A 17,735-nucleotide genomic window follows, 5' to 3' on the forward strand; every position below is an offset into this window, starting at 1 on the left:
GCACGCTTTTTTCGACGCGTTTGCCGCACGTGCAGTCATGCGTACATAAGCAATCGCGCGTTAGATCCCGTTACCTGATGCCTTCCGATGAGGCTTTCACTGTCGATTCGAAGCGCGGCAGCAACGCACAGAGTGCGCAGACGACCACGAGCGCAATGCAAGCGCCATAGAGGGGCGCAACGTAGTTTCCGGAGGCGTCAAACCCCATGCCAAACAGAACCGGACCGACGGCGGAACCCGTCATGAACGAGGCAAACACCCAACCAAAGATTTTGCCGAAGTGAGCGAGCCCGAAATAGCGGCTGATGAGATATCCCAGCAAGTCCGATTCTGCGCCCGCGCCAAACCCAAGCAATGCGGCACACACATATACGGACATCGGCGTGTTCGTGGCGAGCAGACCTGCGCATCCCACGCATGACAGCGCGAAGATGGCTATCGCTGCCCGCGGGGCGAACACCCGGTCGAACAAGTAGCCCGCAGCGACTCGGCCAATGAGCGCGGCCACCGCCAGAACGGTTGTCGCCAGCGCAGCGGAGGCGAGTGAGACACCGCGATCAAGCAGCATCGGCACCAGATGCGCTTGCGCGCCGTTAATCGCGACGGCCATCAGAAACGCCGAGGCACCCACCAGCCAGAAGGCACGACCGGCAAGTGCCTGAGAGAGGCTGGCACCGTTCAGGTTGGATTGCCCGGCAACAGGAGACGTCCCGGCGGGCTGCGTCGGTGCTTCACGGAGAAACAACAAGCCCAACGGCACGCCCACGATGATGGGAATCGCACCCAGCGCGTAGTAACCGGCGGCCCATCCAAAACGCTGAACGACCGTCGCAGCCAACGGGGCGGCAATGGCGCCACCGAGCGCAACCCCGGCCATGCTGATGCCGATGGCCAGTCCGCGCGACCGGTCGAACCATGCAGAGATCAGGCGCAGATATACGATGGTGTTCGAGCCAGCGCTCAGAATGCCGATCATGAGAAAGCCCGCGTAGTAACCTGCCAGTCCCCACGATGTGATCATCGATGGCAACGCCACCACCGTCGCACCGTACAGAAGTAGCGAAGTCACGAGCACTGGCCGGATGCGAAAGCGATCGATCAGCGACCCCACGACCGGCGTTGCGACAGCGAGACTCAGCGCGCAGATCGAGAGCGAGATAGATGTCTGCGCTCGGTCCCATTGGAAGGCCGCCCCTAACGCTTTGATGAACACGCCTGCGGTCATCAGAATCGTCGACGTGCTACACACCCCAACGCCAATCGTTGACAGCAGGACCATTAGCCACGCGTCGTTCATCCTGACTTTGTCGTTCGCCCCGCTAATGGCAGCGGGTGCCAATTCATTTTCCATCATGCCCCTCCAAATTTCGAAAACAGTCGACGAATTCCCTTCCTGACCCGACAGCGGATCGACTAGAAGAAGGTGCGAATGCCGGTCGCCACGGCAAATTGGTGATTCGTCGTCGATGGCGTGAGTGGGAACAGCACGGCAGACTGGGTGGGGCCGGAAGCGGTCGCCAGACTTACGCCCACATAGATGTCTGTGCGCTTCGACAGAAACTTGTCGAGAAACAGGCTGTAGTTGGAAAGTCGTCCAGAACCCAGTGCGTCACGCCCGTATCCCAGCGTCAATTTGAGATCCGGTTCGATGTCGTAGATCACGTCAACCGTCGCGCTTCGAATCGACTCGTATTTCCCGAAGCCCGCAAATGCCACGTCCGTGAAGCTCATCCCGACCGTCCACTTGTCGAAGATCTTGTACGAAGCGCCAGCGCCGTAGATGTTCTGCGAATCGACGGCGAAGGATCGGTAGGGAGTGACGGTCTGCCCGAGGAATGACTTCATGCCAGCGAGCGTCGGCGTAAAGTTCACGCCGTTGATCTTGGTTGCCGCGATGGCGCCGCGCAGCCGCTCGTCCGCGTAAGAGACAGCGAAGCTCAGACCCCGACCGCGGTTATAGGTGTCGGATGCACCCCCGGGCATTGCATACAGGCCGGAGAAGGTGAATCCTGCCACCGTCGGCGAGCGATAGGAGATCGCGTTGTTCAGGTAGCCGCCCGCCATGTGGTCCGCATTTGCGGGCGTTTGGGAAAACGTGGCATTGAAGCCGGGCGAATTGGTGAGCAGCAGTACCGAAAAGTCGTTGTGGTGGCCGAACGTCAGCGTGCCGTATTGCTCCTTGGACAGCCCGACCCAGGCGCTGCGGCTAAAGAAGGTGTCCGCCCTGAACTGCTTGCCGTTCGAGAGGTTGAAGTAACTGGCGAGATCGAACACGGCCTTCAATCCGCCGCCGAGGTCCTCGGTTCCCCGAATGCCGAATACGGTGTTCCAGTGAAAGCTGTCCAGCATCTGCACGACGCTGCCGCCGCCAGCGTTGTTCGCGTAAACCATAGCTTCGTCGATCGCGCCGTACAGCGTGACGTTCGACTGCGCCATTGCTTGCGTCGACATTAGGAACAATGCAACGAGGCATACCGCATTTCTTCTCATCCGGGTCTCCAATCCTTGTGCGTGCGCTCCCGGTTCGTCGACCGGTGGTGGGAAGGTAGGCAGCCATTTTTTTCCCGACAATCGAAAAAAACGACACGCATACCCTACGCAAACTCATGCACGCGTCGAGTGCGCTTGGGCACCGACCGTGTGGATGGAAACGTCGGACGGAAATCCGCCCGGGATGGGAACTGACGGTGCTCACATCGAAATCGGAATCCTTCCAAGCGCCACGGCACAGGCGAGTAGTACGACAGAGAATCCCCAGACGGTAAGAAGGGAATAGCGGATGTGCCGACCCATCTCGAGATTTGCCAACCCGAGGGCTAGCCACAGGGCGGGAGAGAATGGGCTGATGAAGGTGCCGACGATGTTGCCGATCGTCATCGCATAAAGGGTGGCCGAGGGTGACACACCGAAGTTCGATACCACTTCCTGAACGACGGGCAACAAGCCGAAGTAATACGCATCCGTGCTCAACACCAACTCCATCGGCGCACCGAAGAATCCCAGCACAAGGTGCAGATGTGGCGTCAGCGCGGTTGGCAGGACTCGCGTCAGATCGCCGGCCATCGATTTGAGCATGCCGCTACCGTCCATAATGCCCAGAAAGGCACCGGCAGCCATGATGATCGAACTCATCACCAGCGCGTTAGGAGCATGCATCTTGATGCGCTCAATCTGGTCGCGCGCGTTCGGAAAATTGATCGAGAGCGCCACGGCGAGACCGATCATGAAGACGTAAGTTGACGGTAGCGCGCCTGTGACGAGTCCCACCAATACCATGACGAAGATCGCACCGTTGAGCCACATCAGTCTTCGATGCCCTGACCCTTTGCTCACACCAACGTCATCGACCGGGCACGTCTCATCGCTCGCCCCCGACAAAGACACACCAAGGGTGTTTAACGCACGTGCTCGCTTTGCCTCCCTGACGCCAAGCAGCACCGCCAGCATCACCAGCAACACCGCGCCGATCCCTTGAATCGCGATCAATGGGCGCCAAAGCTCGGTCGCCTCGATACCGGATACGACCGCGGCCCGACCGAGCGGGCCCGCCCACGGCGTCATGTTGAAAATTCCCGCGCCAAGTGCGAGCAGCATGAGCATCAGGTACGGACTCATGTTCAATCGCCGATATAGCGGTAGCAGCGCCGGAATCGTGAGAAGGAACGTCGTCGCGCCCGCGCCGTCGAGATGTGCGACCATGCCGAGCAACGCCGTCCCGACTGTGACGGCGATCACGTTGCCGCGCGTCGCCACCAACATTGCGCGCAAGAGTGGACGAAACAGCCCCGCATCCTGCATGACGCCGAAGAAGACAATGGCGAACATGAACATCGCCGCTACCGGCATGACCTTCAGCAAGCCCGAACTGAAGAAAGCACCGATCTGATCGACGTTGAATCCGGCAAGTACGGCACCGATCAGAGGCACCAAGGTAAGGCCGACGATGGGATTACTTCTGCGTGTGAGTAACAACCCAACGACGACAACGATGATTGCGACACCGACTGCTGTAAGCAAATCTGTCTCCTGTTATGAACGGTGTGAATGCGGAGCGGCGTCAGGACGTGAGCCGTTGTTTGCATCGGATCGCGACGCGTGAGGCGCCGTGTCGGAACCCTGACAGGCGTTAGGCGGGAAGATGTCGGACGTTCAGCAGTCTATCGTCTGAAGCTACGGCGATTTCCGGGATTAATCCCAAATGTCGGTGCATCGACGGGGTGGGGCTATTTTCCGAAGCGAGGGGCAGCAGATTGTGATTCAAACAAAAAGCCCCTCGGATCTTGCGACCCGAGGGGCTATCACCTGTCATGCGAACACAAAGCCCAAAGCGCTAATGACTGATCATCCACGGCCTGCCTGCCGGACGCCTAAGCCCCTCTGATGCCGCTGTCCCTGCGAGAGCAACCTTCCCTCCCGCGCAGCAGCTACATCCCGCCCGATGTCTCAGCGTCGACGCATCCCCGGACTGCCTCGGCGCATTCGACGCGCGTTCATTCGTCGCATGTGCGGAACGGCTTGCATTCCCCATCAACGCCAGCGCCGGTGCTGTTATCACTCTCGATCCCTCCCCTCCGCACTCAGGGCAATGACACGGGGCATCGCGATCTGCAATCCGGCGCATCACGGCGAACGTCCCGCAGTCCGCACATTCGAAGTCGTATATCGGCATTGCTATCTCCGTCACGTTCGACGCATCAGGACTTCGCCAAATCTGGCGAACACGGCATATCGACGCCACCCTTCACATGTTTCACCGGTCCATCGGCATTCGGGCGTATATCGAAGTCGAAGATTTGCGTCGGCAGCCAGAGCGTCGCGCAGGCATTCGGAATATCGACCACACCACTGATATGCCCTTGCACCGGCGCGCATCCGAGAATCGAATACGCTTGCGCACCCGAGTAGCCGAACTTCTTCAGATACTCGATGGCGTTTAGACACGCCTGGCGATAAGCGACCGTGACGTCCAGATAGTGCTGGCCGCCCTTTTCATCGACAGAGATGCCTTCAAAGATCAGATAGTCGTTATACGTCGGCGTGATCGGACTCGGTTGGAACACCGGATTACGAATGGCGTACTTCTCCATTCCGCCCTTGATGACGTTCACGCGCATGTGCACCCAGCCAGCCATTTCAATCGCGCCGCAGAACGTGATCTCGCCATCGCCTTGGCTGAAGTGAAGATCCCCCACTGAAAGCCCGGCCCCATCCACATACACCGGGAAGAAAATCTTCGAGCCACGTGACAAGTCTTTGATGTCGCAGTTGCCGCCATGCTCGCGCGGCGGTACTGTCCGCGCGCCGGATGCCGCCGCTTTCTCCTTCGCCGCACCCGACAATTTCCCCATATGCGCGGTCGCCGCAAACGGCGGGTTCGCGAGCGGTGGCACCCGCTGCGGTTCCTTCGCGATCAAGCCTGTCTCACGCGCATTCCACGTCTCAAGCAACTTCGGATCCGGCAAACAACCGATCAATCCCGGATGAATCAACCCTGCGAAATTCACCCCGGGAATGTGGCGTGAACTCGTAAACATCCCATGAAAATCCCAAATCGATTTCTGTGCGTGCGGATAGTGATCCGTCAGAAATCCGCCACCGTTTGTCTTCGAGAAGAAGCCGTTGAATCCCCACTGACTGTCCGCTTTCGCGCCGATGTCCAACAGATCCACAACGAGCAAGTCGCCCGGCTCTGCGCCCTTTACCCCGATGGGGCCCGACAAGAAGTGGACGATGGAGAGGTCGATGTCGCGAACGTCGTCCGCGCTGTCGTTGTTCTTGATGAAGCCGCCGGTCCAGTCGTAGGTTTCGAGAATGAAGTCGTCGCCGGGTTTGACCCAGCAGGCCATGGGGATGTCCGGATGCCAACGGTTGTGGACTTGTTCGTTTTCGTAGGCGGATTGGTTCAGGTCGACCTTGATGAGAGTTTCTGCCATTGCGCTCGCTCCTGGTAATGGGCCAGTGGGGGACACCAGCGATCAAACAGACGCCTGATGGCGTCGGATTCACACAGAGAGGTATTCGAGAACTTCGGACATCAACAGCACAATTACTTTGCACTACATCGAATCACAGCACAAACCACCGTATTTCTACTGATTTTTTTGTTTTTTGATCATATCGCGATCCTAATTGGTGCAAAATACTTTCTCTTCAAAAGAATAAGCACCATTGATGGGCATCCGAGATGAAATATCAATCACTTGACGATTTTCTGCGCTCCACCGCCGAGCGCAACCCCGGCCAACCGGAATTCCTGCAAGCTGTCACGGAGGTGATGGAAAGCCTTTGGCCGTTCATATCGCAACATCTCAAATACGCCGAGCACGGTCTGCTGGACCGTCTGGTCGAGCCGGAGCGCACCGTCATGTTCCGCGTCTCGTGGGTCGACGATCATGGCGACGTGCAGGTCAATCGTGGCTATCGCATTCAGCACAGCTCCGCCATCGGTCCGTACAAGGGCGGCTTGCGGTTCCATCCGTCCGTCAATCTCTCGATCCTGAAATTCCTCGCCTTCGAGCAGACTTTCAAGAACGCCCTCACCACGCTGCCGATGGGCGGCGGTAAAGGTGGCTCCGACTTCGATCCGAAGGGCAAAAGCCCCGGCGAAGTCATGCGCTTTTGCCAGGCGTTCGTCACCGAACTCTTCCGTCATGTCGGCAGCGATACCGACGTGCCTGCGGGCGACATCGGCGTCGGTGGTCGCGAAGTCGGCTTCATGGCGGGCATGATGAAGAAGCTTTCGAACCGCGCCGATTGCGTCTTCACCGGCAAGGGGTTGTCCTTCGGTGGCTCGCTGATTCGTCCCGAAGCGACGGGCTACGGCACCGTGTACTTCGCTGAAGAAATGCTCAAGCAGACGGGCCGCAGCTTCGAGGGCTTGCGCGTGAGCGTCTCCGGCTCGGGCAACGTCGCGCAGTACGCCGTGGAGAAAGCGATGGCGCTCGGCGCGAAGGTTGTCACCGTGTCGGATTCGAGTGGCACCGTCGTGGACGAAGACGGTTTTACCAGCGAAAAGCTCGCTGAGCTGATGGACGTGAAGAACCATCACTACGGACGTGTGAGCGACTACGCTAAACGCACCGGCAGCAAGTTCCTCGCGGGCGAGCGCCCGTGGCATATCCCGGTCGATGTCGCGCTGCCTTGTGCCACGCAGAACGAACTCAACGCCGACGATGCCGAAACGCTCATCCGAAACGGTGTGATCTGCGTCGCGGAAGGTGCCAACATGCCGTCGACGAACGAAGCGGCGAAGCGCTTCGAGAGCAAGGGGATTCTGTACGCGCCGGGCAAGGCCAGCAATGCCGGTGGTGTCGCGACGTCAGGGCTTGAGATGAGTCAGAACGCCATGCGCATCTCGTGGCCGCGCGAGGAAGTCGATGCGCGACTGCACGACATCATGCGAAGCATCCACGAAGTCTGCCTGCATCACGGCCGTCGTGCGGATGGCTCGGTGAGCTACGTCAACGGTGCCAACGTCGCTGGCTTCGTGAAGGTCGCCGACGCCATGCTGGCACAAGGCGTGATCTGATCGGGACGGTCCTATCGCATCACCAAAAAGCGCTGTCGTAAATGGCAGCGCTTTTTCATTTGTGGAAGAGATGGCGTAACATACGCGACATCCCTTCCTTTCGGCCGGAGTCCATCAAAATGAACAAGTAATGCCGGATGCGTATTTGCATCACGTCCTCTCGCTGCCTGTCACGCGAGCGCATTGCTTTTTGTCTTGATGAGAACACCATGCCCGAATCAAACCCTCAATTTCCCGACGTTTTAGAGCACAACCGCGCCGCCTGGGATCGCCAGTCGGCGAAGCAAAGCGAATGGTCGCGCCCCGTGAGTGCCGACGTTATCGCAGCCGCGCGCAAGGGCGACTGGCGCGTGCATCTCACGCCGTCGCCGCTACCTGCCGGTTGGTTGCCGGACGACGTTCGCGGTCTTCGCGTGCTGTGCCTCGCATCTGGCGGTGGTCAGCAAGCGCCGGTGCTTAGCGCTGCGGGCGCGGACGTCACCGTGCTGGACGTCTCCTGCGCGCAGCTCGCTCAGGACGACATGGTCGCGCAACGCGACGGCCTGACGCTCACGACGCTGCAAGGCGACATGCGCGACCTTTCGATGTTTGAGGACACGTCATTCGACGTCGTCTTCCACCCGATATCGAATCAATACGTCCCGGATATTCAACCCGTCTGGCGTGAATGTTTCCGCGTGCTTCGCTCGGGCGGTCGATTGCTCAGCAGCTTCTTTAATCCGGTAGTGTTCGTCGCCGACCGCAATCCCGAGGACGCGAAACAAGGCATCATTCGCCCGCGCTTCAAAGTGCCGTATTCGGACGTCCGCGATTTGACGCCCGACGAACTCGCCGCAAAACAATCCGCTGGCGACGCGCTCGTCTTCGGCCACAGCCTCAGCGAGCAGATCGCCGGGCAACTCGAAGCGGGATTCGTGCTGAAGGGCTTTCTGGAAGACGAGCAGCCGAATCCGCGTTTCGTCATCGACCGGTTCATGCCGACATTCGTCGCGACCTACGCCGTGAAGCTCTGACGTCGATTCGTCAGCACATCACCCCTGCACCGGTATCCAGATCTCCAACGTTCCCGTGCCGGCGACAGGGTCGAAATCGGCACTGTAGCGCTCGAAGTCGGGCGCGTCGGCGGCTTGCAGTCCCGACTGCGGCAGCCACTGATGCCAGATCGTGTAGACGGTCTTGTGAATCGTTGAGATGTGCCCCTTGTGTTCGAACACAGCGAAGCGTACCGACGGAATCTCCACACAACGGAACGACGCGGGCAAGCGATCGCGCCGCGTCACTTCCACCCCGGCGATGTATTCGAATCCGCCGTCGCCATCGGGGTTGCAGCACACGCCGTACGTCACATCGCTCACTTGATCCGGCACGTGGCCGATATGAGGGCCGAAGGTCTGCCAAAGCGCAGGAATGCCCTCGTTGGTGGCGAATGTAAACCGGTCGCTCATGCCCGCAATCAAGATGGGCGCAGGTGTCTCAAAGCGCGGCGGGGCAAGGGTGACGAACTCAATTTCTTTCATGCGAAGGGGCTCCACGAGTCTCAAACCATCAAGGTGACGACGCGCGCGCAACTGCTCGGGCGTGATGCCGAAAGCGTCGGAGAACGCGCGTGTGAACGCCTCGTGAGAGCCATAACCGGCATCGAGCGCCACACCGAGAATCTCCGGCGCACCGTCGGCCAGCGCGTAGGCCGCGCGCGTCAGACGACGGGCTCGCACGTAACGCATCACCGACCATCCGGTCGTGACGGAGAACAGACGTGAGAGCGAGAAGCGCGTCATCTCGCTTGCGTCGGCGATGTGATCGAGCGTTAGCGCGTCACCCAACCGGACTTCGATAAACCAGAGTGCTTTGGCAACCGGATGCATGGCATTTCCGAGAACGTGTCGGCGTGACTATAGGGGAATGCTGCGAGGACCATTTGATCGTTCTTGCGTGCCGCTCATCCGTCGGATTTCATCAATCGCCAGAACGTCGTGCGACCGATCCCCAGCGCGCGGGCGGCGGCGGCGCGATTGCCGCCGGCAGCTTGCAAGGCGGCAAGGGCGGCGTCGCGCGTGACGGCTTCACGTGCGGCCGCTTCCTGCGATGTCGACGCCAGCGATTGGCCATCGCCCCCGCGTTTCTGCGTGCCGAGTTGCGCCAACTCCGGAAACACCTCGTGAAGCGTCTGCGCGTGACGCACGACGTCACTATCGAGATAGATGGCCGCGCGTGCCAGCAGATTCTCCAGTTCGCGCACGTTCCCCGGCCAGTCGTAACGATCGAACAGCGGTGTGAGTACGTCGAGAATGGGCTTCGACGCACGCGCATCCAATCCATACTGCGCGGCATTTCGCGCGAGCAATGTCTGCGCGAGCAGACGAATGTCGTCGCGCCGCTCGCGGAGTGCAGGCAGCGTCACTTGCAGAAGATTCAGACGGAAGTAGAGATCGGCACGGAAGCGTCCTTCGGCGACCAGCGCGTTGAGATCGCGATGCGTGGCGGCAATCACACGCACGTCCACCGATACCGGACGCCCTGACCCCAGCCGCATGACCTCGCGCTCCTGCAATACACGTAGCAGGCGGCTTTGCATTGCTGCGGGCATCTCGCCGATTTCGTCGAGAAAGATCGTCCCCGTGTGCGCGATCTCGAACAGACCGGCCTTCCCGCCACGGCGCGCCCCCGTGAACGCCCCTTCGTCGTGCCCGAACAGCTCGCTCTCGATCAGTCCCTCCGGTAACGCCGCGCAGTTGAAGGCGACGAACGGATTGCCGCGCCGAGCGCTCGCGTTGTGAATCCCCTGCGCCACTAGCTCTTTCCCGGTGCCGCTCTCGCCCGTCAGCAGCACCGTCGCGTCGTGCGCGGCCCCCGCGCGAGCGAGACGTCGAACCTTCTCGATGTGCGGCGAGTCGCCGACCAGTTCGGCAAGCTCGTGCTTCGCCACGAGATGCTTCGGGCGCTGCGTCGTCCGAAGCGACCGGTCGATGCGCTGCGCCATCTGTGCGTCCTGCACGGTGACCACCGCCCCCGAGCGCATGCCGTGTTCGTAGATCGGCACGCAACTCGTGATGAACGCACGCCCGTCGATATGCGCCAGCCGCTCCTCGACGGCCACGCCATCGTCCGACAACTCACGAAGCAGCGGCCCGAGCTTGCGTGTGAGTTCGAACTGGCGCGCGCCGTGCGTGGCGACCCGTTCGGCGTCGACACCCAGCAGCGTGAACATCGCCGGATTCACGGCTTCGAGCTGACCGTTGTCGTCGAACGCCGCGACGCCGTCGCGCATGTGCGCCACGATGGTGTTCAGACGCATGCGTTTCGATTCCTTCTCGCGACTCACGCGCGCAAGTTCCACCGAGCGCTCGAAGGCCTCTTCCACCGCGCCGAGCGAATAGAGGAACACGTGCTCAAGCCCAGCCTCCTGAGCGAAGTCGCACGCCATGCCGGGGCCAATGATGACCTTGCAGCCTTGCGCGGCCAACGTGTCGACGGCGTCCTGCACCTCGTCGACGGAGCGATACGCGCGCTGACGGATCTGGATCTTGAGCAATTGCCCAAGGTCGTCCAGCTCGCGCGAGACGGTCTCGTGCAGCACGAGGCCGAGCGGCTGGTCGGGCCAGGTCGTCGTCGCACGCGTGATGGCGCTGAGCACGTCGAAGCCGTTGACCTTGACCGTCACGACCGGCACGGAGAGGTTCTCGCGCAGATACGCGCCGTTCGACCCGGCGGCGAGCACCACATCGACCGCGCCCGACTCGACATACGACTGCAACGCCGTGACCGCCGCGCCGTAGCCTTCACGTACGGAGTAGAAGCGCGCGCGGTCGGTGTAACGCGGCGCGACCGTCTCGCAGAGGGTTTGCAAGCGGCTGATGCTCACGAGGGCGATGCCCGGGCGTCGGGCACGAGGATCGAGTGGCGCGGGCGTGACGCGGCGCGGCGGCACCGCACCGGAATGGCTGGGGGGCATGACGTTGTCTCCGGACTGCTCTGACGGCTTGATGGAACGTTTCATGAGTGTTTCACGAAACGTTCCAATTTCCGTTCGCCGATTTTGCCATATCCTCAGAAATCGGACTGCCCAGCGCAAGTCGCTGATTCGACGACGGAATTTTCGGCATTCTCAAGTGATGTCGCGTCTGGCACGCAGATTGCAAACGGTGTCTCCATTTACCGATAACTCACACGGAGACCGTCATCATGACTACCGCGACTGCACAACGCCGCGCCGAATTCCGCCGTAAGGTCGAGGCCCGCCAGGGGTTGCTCGTGCCCGGCGCTTTCAATGCCCTCTCGGCACGCGTCATCGAAGACGCGGGTTTCGAGGCGCTTTATCTCACCGGCGCGGGCGTCACCAACATGTCGCTCGGTCTGCCCGATCTTGCATTCGTCGGATTGTCCGAGATGGCCGAGCACACGGCACGCGTGCGCGACGCCGTGTCGCTGCCGATCATCGTCGACGCCGACACCGGCTTCGGCAACGCGCTGAACGTGCGTCACACGGTGCGCGTACTGGAGCGCAGCGGCGCGGACGCCATCCAGTTCGAAGATCAGGTGCTGCCCAAGAAGTGCGGCCATTTCAACGGCAAGGCCGTGATCTCCGCCGACGAGATGGTGGGTAAGATCCGCGCCGCCGTCGATGCGCGCGAAGACGGCAACCTGCAAATCATCGCCCGCACCGATGCGGCTGCCGTCGAAGGAATCGAGGCGGCCATCGAGCGCGGCCGTCGTTTCATCGAAGCCGGTGCCGACATCCTCTTCATCGAAGCGACGGAGACGCTGGCCGACATCGAACGTTTGCCCGCACTGTTCGATCGTCCGCAACTGATCAACATCGTCATCGGTGGAAAGACGCCGACGCAATCGCAGCCGCGTCTGGCCGAACTGGGCTACGGCATCGTGCTGTACGCGAACGCCGCGCTGCAAAGCGCCGTGCTCGGTATGCAGAAAGCGCTCGGCACGCTGCGCGACAGCGGGCGTCTGGACGAAGACCCGTCGCTGGTGGTGCCGTTCGCGGAGCGTCAGCGTCTGGTGAACAAGCCGTTCTACGACGCCCTCGACAAAAAGTACGCCGCCGACTGACCGGCACCAGTTTCGACATTCGCAAGTCGGTGACGCATCGATTCGGGTGCGTCGCCTGTTCCATCCAAAGCCGCACCGCATTGCCGCAACCCCGCATCACTGCAAGACGGCATCAAACAAAAAGTATCGGAGACAGATTGTGACGCCCCCCTCGGATTCCCTCGCCGCACGTCAACCGCATTCCCGCAACGCTTCCACCGCCACCACTCGCGCCCCCGTCAAGATCGGCTCCATCGTCGGCGGCCTCGCGGGCAACCTGATCGAGTGGTACGACTTTCTCGCCTACAGCATCTTCTCGATCTATTTCGCGAAGGCCTTTTTCCCTGGCGACAACCCGACCGTCCAACTGATGAACACGGCTGCGATTGCGGCAGTGGGTTATGTGGCGCGTCCGTTGGGTAGTTGGCTTATCGGTCTGTACGCGGACCGTCGCGGTCGTAAGGCGGCCCTCACGGGTTCCGTGCTGGCGATGAGCGTCGGCTCGATGATGATCGCGCTCACACCCGGTTACGCGACCATCGGCATCTTCGCGCCTATCGTGCTGATCGCAGCACGTCTGCTGCAAGGTCTGTCGATGGGCGGCGAATACGGCACCAGCGCGACGTATCTGAGCGAAGTCGCGCCGGAGAACCGCAAGGGCTTCTTCCTCGGCTTCCTGCAAGTGAGCGTGGTGGCGGGGCAACTCGTCGCACTGGGGCTCATGCTGGTGATGCAGCGCTGGTTGCTGACGGCTGAGCAGATCGAGCACTGGGGATGGCGTATTCCGTTCGTGCTGGGCGGCGTGCTGGCGCTGTTCGCGTTATACATGCGTCGCAACGTGACGGAGAGCGAGGCGTTCGTCGACAGCGCGAAGAAGCGCGAGACGTCGATTGCGCGTGAGGTGTTCGCGCACTGGCGTCAGATTCTGCTCGCCATCGGCATCACGATCGGCGGCACGGTCGCGTTCTACACGTTCACCGTCTACATGCAGAAGTTCCTGGTGAACTCGGTCGGTCTCACGAAGGAGACGTCGACGTTCGTCTCCACGCTTGCGCTGCTGCTGTACATGCCGCTGCAACCGCTGTTCGGGTTGCTGTCTGACGTGATCGGCCGTCGCAAGGTACTGATGATCTTCGGCGTGAGCACCACGCTCTTCTCCGTGCCGCTCTTCACGGCGCTTAGTCACACGAAAGACCCGCTGGTGGCGTTCGCGCTGTCGTTCGCCGGTCTCGTCATGCTCTCGGGCTTCACGTCAGTGCACATGCTGGCGAAAACCGAACTGTTCCCGCCGCGCATTCGTGCGCTCGCCGTGGGCTTCCCATACGCGCTGACGACAGCGATTCTCGGCGGCACGACGGAGTTCGTGGCGCTGCGCTTCAAAGCGAGCGGTCACGAGTCGTATTTCTATTGGTACGTGACGATCTGCGCGGCGATTTCGCTCGTCGTCTATCTCAAGATGCCGGAGACGCGCGGTCGCAAGTTCGACTGAGCGCTTTCCCGTGCGTTTTGACGGGCAGATTCCCGGCTTCCGCCGGATTCGCGAAATCCGGTGACAGATCCGTAAAGTGCGTTGGCCCACGCGTGGCATCGTGGGCCGACCACCGCTGCGGAGTTCCGCCCATGATGCTGTCGCCGATCCCCGACCTCAGTCTTGTCCTGCCTTCCGATGCGGAGGAGTTGTGCCGCGGGAGCCTGACGCCGGAAGTGGCATGGGATCTCGAAGGTGCGGTCAATGTGCCCGGGCCGTCGTGGTCACTGCCGTTTCCCACCGTGCCGCCTGACACCGACACGGCGTTTCGTTTTCAGACCGATTTTCTGGGACTGGGCGACGACGCGTACGACGACATCGTCACGCAATGGATCTGCGCCGTGCGGCACGGAAGCGGCACGCTCGCCTGGCGCGCGTTTGTCGCCCGATGGGAAATGCGGATTCCGGGCGGGCAAGGCCGCTACACGTTGTTCGGGTTTCTGATGCAGAAGTTCGCCAGGATCGACATGCGCCTTCGCCCCGCTGCGCTCGAATGCTTTCTGACGGATGGCCCCGACGGGCGCGCGGCGGTGCAACGTCACTGGCACCGGGTCGGTCTGGGGAAGTTCTCGCGCGAGCACTGGCCGCTGGTGCAACGGCTGTTGCGCAGGGCGGGCATGCTGCGGTGATTGGGAAGAAAAGCGACGCAGAAAACGAAAAAGGCAGAAGACCTTTCGATCTTCTGCCTTCTGAAACCTTGGTGCCGACGGCGAGACTCGAACTCGCACAGCTTTCGCCACTACCCCCTCAAGATAGCGTGTCTACCAATTTCACCACGTCGGCTTTGTCCTGCAAGGGAGCGCGATTGTAACGGGAAAATTGGATTTTGTGAATGCTTCGCGCGCCGCGCAACCGTCTTGCGCGCGCGACGCGCTCACTACCGACACACCGACGGGAGAGATATACGCGCGGTATATCTCAGGCCGCTAGCCGTTGCGATCCGCTGACCACCGTCAGCGCCGGTGCATGACCACCGCCAAAGCCGCGCGAATCCATGGCGTGTCCTTCGCGCAGACGGAAGCGGGCCACCGTCTCCGCCAGCATGCGCGCCTGCTCGCTGAGCATGGCCGATGCGGCCGCCGACTCTTCCACGAGTGCGGCGTTCTGCTGCGTCGCCTGATCCATCTCCGAGACCGACCGGTCGATCTGGCTGATGCCCGCGCTTTGCTCGGTCATCGCGCCGTGAATCTCGCTCACCAGACGCTGGACGCGCGTGATGCCGTCGACGATCTCATGCATCGTGGTGCCAGCCGCCTGCACGCGCTCCGTGCCGCTCTTCACGTTCTGAACGGACGTCTCGATCAGCCCCTTGATCTCCTGTGCGGCGGCCGCGCTGCGTTGCGCCAGCGTACGCACTTCGCCAGCCACCACGGCAAAGCCGCGTCCCTGCTCGCCCGCCCGCGCCGCTTCCACAGCGGCGTTGAGCGCCAGGATGTTCGTCTGGAAGGCAATGCCGTCGATGACGCTGATGATTTCCGTAATGCGCTCCGACGACTGCGTAATGGCGGCCATCGTGCCCACGGCGTCGGTGACGACCTGGCCCCCGCGTGCGGCGGCGGCGCTTGCGTCGTTGGCCAGTCGCGTCGCGTGCTCGGCGGTGTCGGCCGTCTGCTTGACGCTGGACGTCAGTTCCGTGAGCGCGGACGACGTCTCCTGCAACGACCCGGCCGATGCCTCGGTACGCTGTGACAGATCGCGATTGCCCATTTCGATCTCGCTCGTGGCCGACGTCATCGACGACACGCCGGTGCGCACGTCGAGCATGACCGAGCTGATCTTGTCGACGAAGGCGTTGAACGACTTCGAAATCTGCGCGACTTCGTCATGACCGGTGACATCCAGACGCTGGGTCATGTCGCCGTCGCCCGAGCCGATGGTATCCATCGCATCGCGCACGATCGACAGGCGCTTGAAGGCGCGCGAGGTGAAGATCGAGGCGATCAACAGCGCGACGAGCGTGAGTACCACCAACGTGACGATGGTGGCCGTGAGCACGTGCGTGAGGCCCGATGTGGCTTCCGCGCGATCGAGTGCGACCACCAGATACCAGTCGGTGCCGGGAATGCGTTTGGCCTTGAGCAGCTTGGCTGCACCGGACAGTTCCATCGAGACCGGTGCTGCGCCGTCGGCAGCCATGCCGGGCAGCGAGTCGGCGGTGAGCGCGGCGGAGACGTCGGTCGACGGTTTGAGCGAGTACTTGCTGTCCGGGTGAGCGATCACCTGGCCGTCGCTTGCGACGACCAGCGCAAGGCTCGACGGCGTGGGGTGAACGGCCTTGATGATGTCCTGCACGCCGGTGAGTGCCACGGCACCGCTGATGGCACCGGTCGTCTGAGCGTCGCGCACGAGCGGTGCAGTGAAGGCCACGTAAGGAATGCCCGTCGACGAATCGCCGTACGGTTTGGTGACGGTCAGCTTACCGGCCGCAACCGCGCTCTTGTACCAGGGGCGAGCCGTCGGATCGTAGTCCGCCGGGGTGGGCGCGGTGGAGAAGAACGTCTTGTCCGACCAGCCGATGCTGGTGATCGGGAAGTCGTTGGTCTTGCCCATGAGCTTCACGAGGCCGGTGGGGTCCCCCTTTTCGACCACTTGCGACGTGGCGACGACCGCCTGCGCCTTATCGGCTGCCCAGCGCTCGACGGTGCCCGCGTTGCCGTTGGCCACGGCCGAGAGCGTGTGCTCGATGCTGGACATCATGCTGTCGCGCACGATCACGTAGGTCGTGACGCCTGAGAGGATCAGCGCGCCCACGACCGTCAGACAGGTGATGAGCAGAATCCGGGTTCGCAACGAAGTGACTTTCATGGGCTTTCATCGGTAGGCCCGCGTGCGAGCCGTTGATTGGGGGCGGCCGCTCAGGCGGATTGGGGGCGCCCTCGCAGCGAAACAGTGAATCTGTGACTTCCACTACGTCTATTACGTCCTTGCTCTCTGCGCTTACGGCTGGGTGCCGCAATAACTTTAGTGAGCAGGAATCAACGCCCGTGTGCTGCGTTTCAACGGCGGGTCCGATGCCCTTTAACGGTGCTTTCCACCGGTAGTTTTTCCTCATTTCGTTCGTTGAAACGTCGATGGCTTTGCGTCCGGGTCATCGTCGTCGTGATCGCCTTCATCGATGAACGGCGAATCGGTATCGGGGGTGCCCTTTCGCAGGGCAAGGCGTGCCTCGTTGGCGAGCGCCTCGTAGCGTTTGCGGAAGCGGATCAGTTCTTTTTCGTCGAGTTCTTCCAGATCGAGCAAGGCGTTGTGCGCGCCTTCCATCGCACGAATCAGTTCATCGAGCTTGATGTGCATCGCCGCCGTGTCGCGGTTCTGCGTGTTCTGAATAAGGAAGACCATCAGGAAGGTGACGATGGTGGTCGATGTGTTGATGACCAGCTGCCACGTGTCGCTGTAGCCGAAGAATGGCCCGGTCACCGCCCAGATGAGGACGAGTGCGACCGCCAGCACGAACGAGACCGGACGCCCGGTCACCGTGGAAAGGTAGCTCGAAAACTTCGAAAACCATCTGCCGTTCATGACCGTCTCCCGTTGCGTTAAGAGATAGGCCAATGATGGCACAAGGCTACGGTCACACCGAGGTCCACTGAAGGTCGAATTGACACAGCCGTATTGCGGCCTGAGAAATCAGTTTGG

At 61.4% G+C, this 17,735-nt stretch carries 14 protein-coding genes and 1 tRNA gene; 5 read left to right on the plus strand and 10 right to left on the minus strand.

Translation table 11 applies throughout. The annotated features are described in order from the left end of the window. Window positions 1-70: 70 nt before the first annotated feature. The 5 genes from ACIQWO_RS10005 to fmdA form a co-directional block, all read right to left on the minus strand. Window positions 71-1,354: an MFS transporter gene (locus ACIQWO_RS10005; protein ID WP_402822680.1), complete on the minus strand. Its 1,284-nt coding sequence runs from the start codon at window positions 1,352-1,354 to the stop codon at window positions 71-73. A 59-nt stretch (window positions 1,355-1,413) separates the two neighbouring features. Beyond that, entirely contained in the window at window positions 1,414-2,490 is a 1,077-nt protein-coding gene (locus ACIQWO_RS10010) for a porin (protein WP_402822682.1), read from the minus strand. Between the two features lie 201 nt (window positions 2,491-2,691). Beyond that, on the minus strand, window positions 2,692-4,017 hold the full coding sequence (locus tag ACIQWO_RS10015) for a CitMHS family transporter (protein WP_402822685.1): 1,326 nt from the start codon (window positions 4,015-4,017) through the stop codon (window positions 2,692-2,694). Between the two features lie 313 nt (window positions 4,018-4,330). Further along, window positions 4,331-4,669, minus strand: coding sequence for an FmdB family zinc ribbon protein (locus ACIQWO_RS10020; protein WP_402822688.1), 339 nt, complete (start codon window positions 4,667-4,669; stop codon window positions 4,331-4,333). 25 nt (window positions 4,670-4,694) lie between these two features. Then, window positions 4,695-5,933, minus strand: a complete 1,239-nt coding sequence (fmdA, locus tag ACIQWO_RS10025) for a formamidase (RefSeq protein ID WP_402822691.1) — start codon at window positions 5,931-5,933, stop codon at window positions 4,695-4,697. 251 nt (window positions 5,934-6,184) lie between these two features. On the opposite strand from fmdA, the gene gdhA reads away from it, so the two are divergent. Next, complete coding sequence (gene gdhA / locus ACIQWO_RS10030) at window positions 6,185-7,528, plus strand: NADP-specific glutamate dehydrogenase (protein WP_402822694.1); 1,344 nt, start codon at window positions 6,185-6,187, stop codon at window positions 7,526-7,528. A 209-nt stretch (window positions 7,529-7,737) separates the two neighbouring features. Then, a complete protein-coding gene (locus tag ACIQWO_RS10035) occupies window positions 7,738-8,541 on the plus strand; it encodes a class I SAM-dependent methyltransferase (RefSeq protein ID WP_402822697.1) in 804 nt (267 codons plus the stop codon). Window positions 8,542-8,559: 18 nt separating this feature from the next. Here ACIQWO_RS10035 and ACIQWO_RS10040 read toward each other — a convergent pair whose 3' ends face one another. Together ACIQWO_RS10040 and prpR are read right to left on the minus strand one after the other, a co-directional pair. Continuing rightward, complete coding sequence (locus ACIQWO_RS10040) at window positions 8,560-9,393, minus strand: GyrI-like domain-containing protein (RefSeq protein WP_402822700.1); 834 nt, start codon at window positions 9,391-9,393, stop codon at window positions 8,560-8,562. 74 nt (window positions 9,394-9,467) lie between these two features. After that, the gene (gene prpR / locus ACIQWO_RS10045) at window positions 9,468-11,480 is read right to left on the minus strand and encodes a propionate catabolism operon regulatory protein PrpR (protein WP_402823904.1); all 2,013 of its coding nucleotides are present in this window, start codon (window positions 11,478-11,480) and stop codon (window positions 9,468-9,470) included. A 230-nt stretch (window positions 11,481-11,710) separates the two neighbouring features. Here prpR and ACIQWO_RS10050 point away from each other — a divergent pair, with 230 nt between their 5' ends. The 3 genes from ACIQWO_RS10050 to ACIQWO_RS10060 all read left to right on the plus strand — a co-directional run bounded on the left by ACIQWO_RS10050 (window position 11,711) and on the right by ACIQWO_RS10060 (window position 14,728). Continuing rightward, window positions 11,711-12,592, plus strand: coding sequence for an oxaloacetate decarboxylase (locus tag ACIQWO_RS10050; RefSeq protein ID WP_402822703.1), 882 nt, complete (start codon window positions 11,711-11,713; stop codon window positions 12,590-12,592). 139 nt (window positions 12,593-12,731) lie between these two features. Then, a complete protein-coding gene (locus ACIQWO_RS10055) occupies window positions 12,732-14,060 on the plus strand; it encodes an MFS transporter (RefSeq protein WP_402822705.1) in 1,329 nt (442 codons plus the stop codon). A gap of 131 nt (window positions 14,061-14,191) precedes the next feature. Continuing rightward, entirely contained in the window at window positions 14,192-14,728 is a 537-nt protein-coding gene (locus tag ACIQWO_RS10060) for a hypothetical protein (protein WP_402822708.1), read from the plus strand. 69 nt (window positions 14,729-14,797) lie between these two features. On the opposite strand, the gene ACIQWO_RS10065 is transcribed toward ACIQWO_RS10060, so the two are convergent. The 3 genes from ACIQWO_RS10065 to ACIQWO_RS10075 form a co-directional block, all read right to left on the minus strand. Continuing rightward, a tRNA-Leu gene (locus ACIQWO_RS10065) sits at window positions 14,798-14,882 on the minus strand. Window positions 14,883-15,017: 135 nt separating this feature from the next. Further along, the gene (locus tag ACIQWO_RS10070) at window positions 15,018-16,904 is read right to left on the minus strand and encodes a methyl-accepting chemotaxis protein (protein WP_402822711.1); all 1,887 of its coding nucleotides are present in this window, start codon (window positions 16,902-16,904) and stop codon (window positions 15,018-15,020) included. A 243-nt stretch (window positions 16,905-17,147) separates the two neighbouring features. After that, window positions 17,148-17,618 (minus strand): low affinity iron permease family protein, encoded by a 471-nt coding sequence (locus tag ACIQWO_RS10075; RefSeq protein ID WP_402822714.1) that lies wholly within the window; start codon window positions 17,616-17,618, stop codon window positions 17,148-17,150. Window positions 17,619-17,735: the final 117 nt, after the last annotated feature.

This window comes from Pandoraea sp. NPDC090278 (genome assembly GCF_044772185.1).
Lineage (GTDB): Bacteria > Pseudomonadota > Gammaproteobacteria > Burkholderiales > Burkholderiaceae > Pandoraea.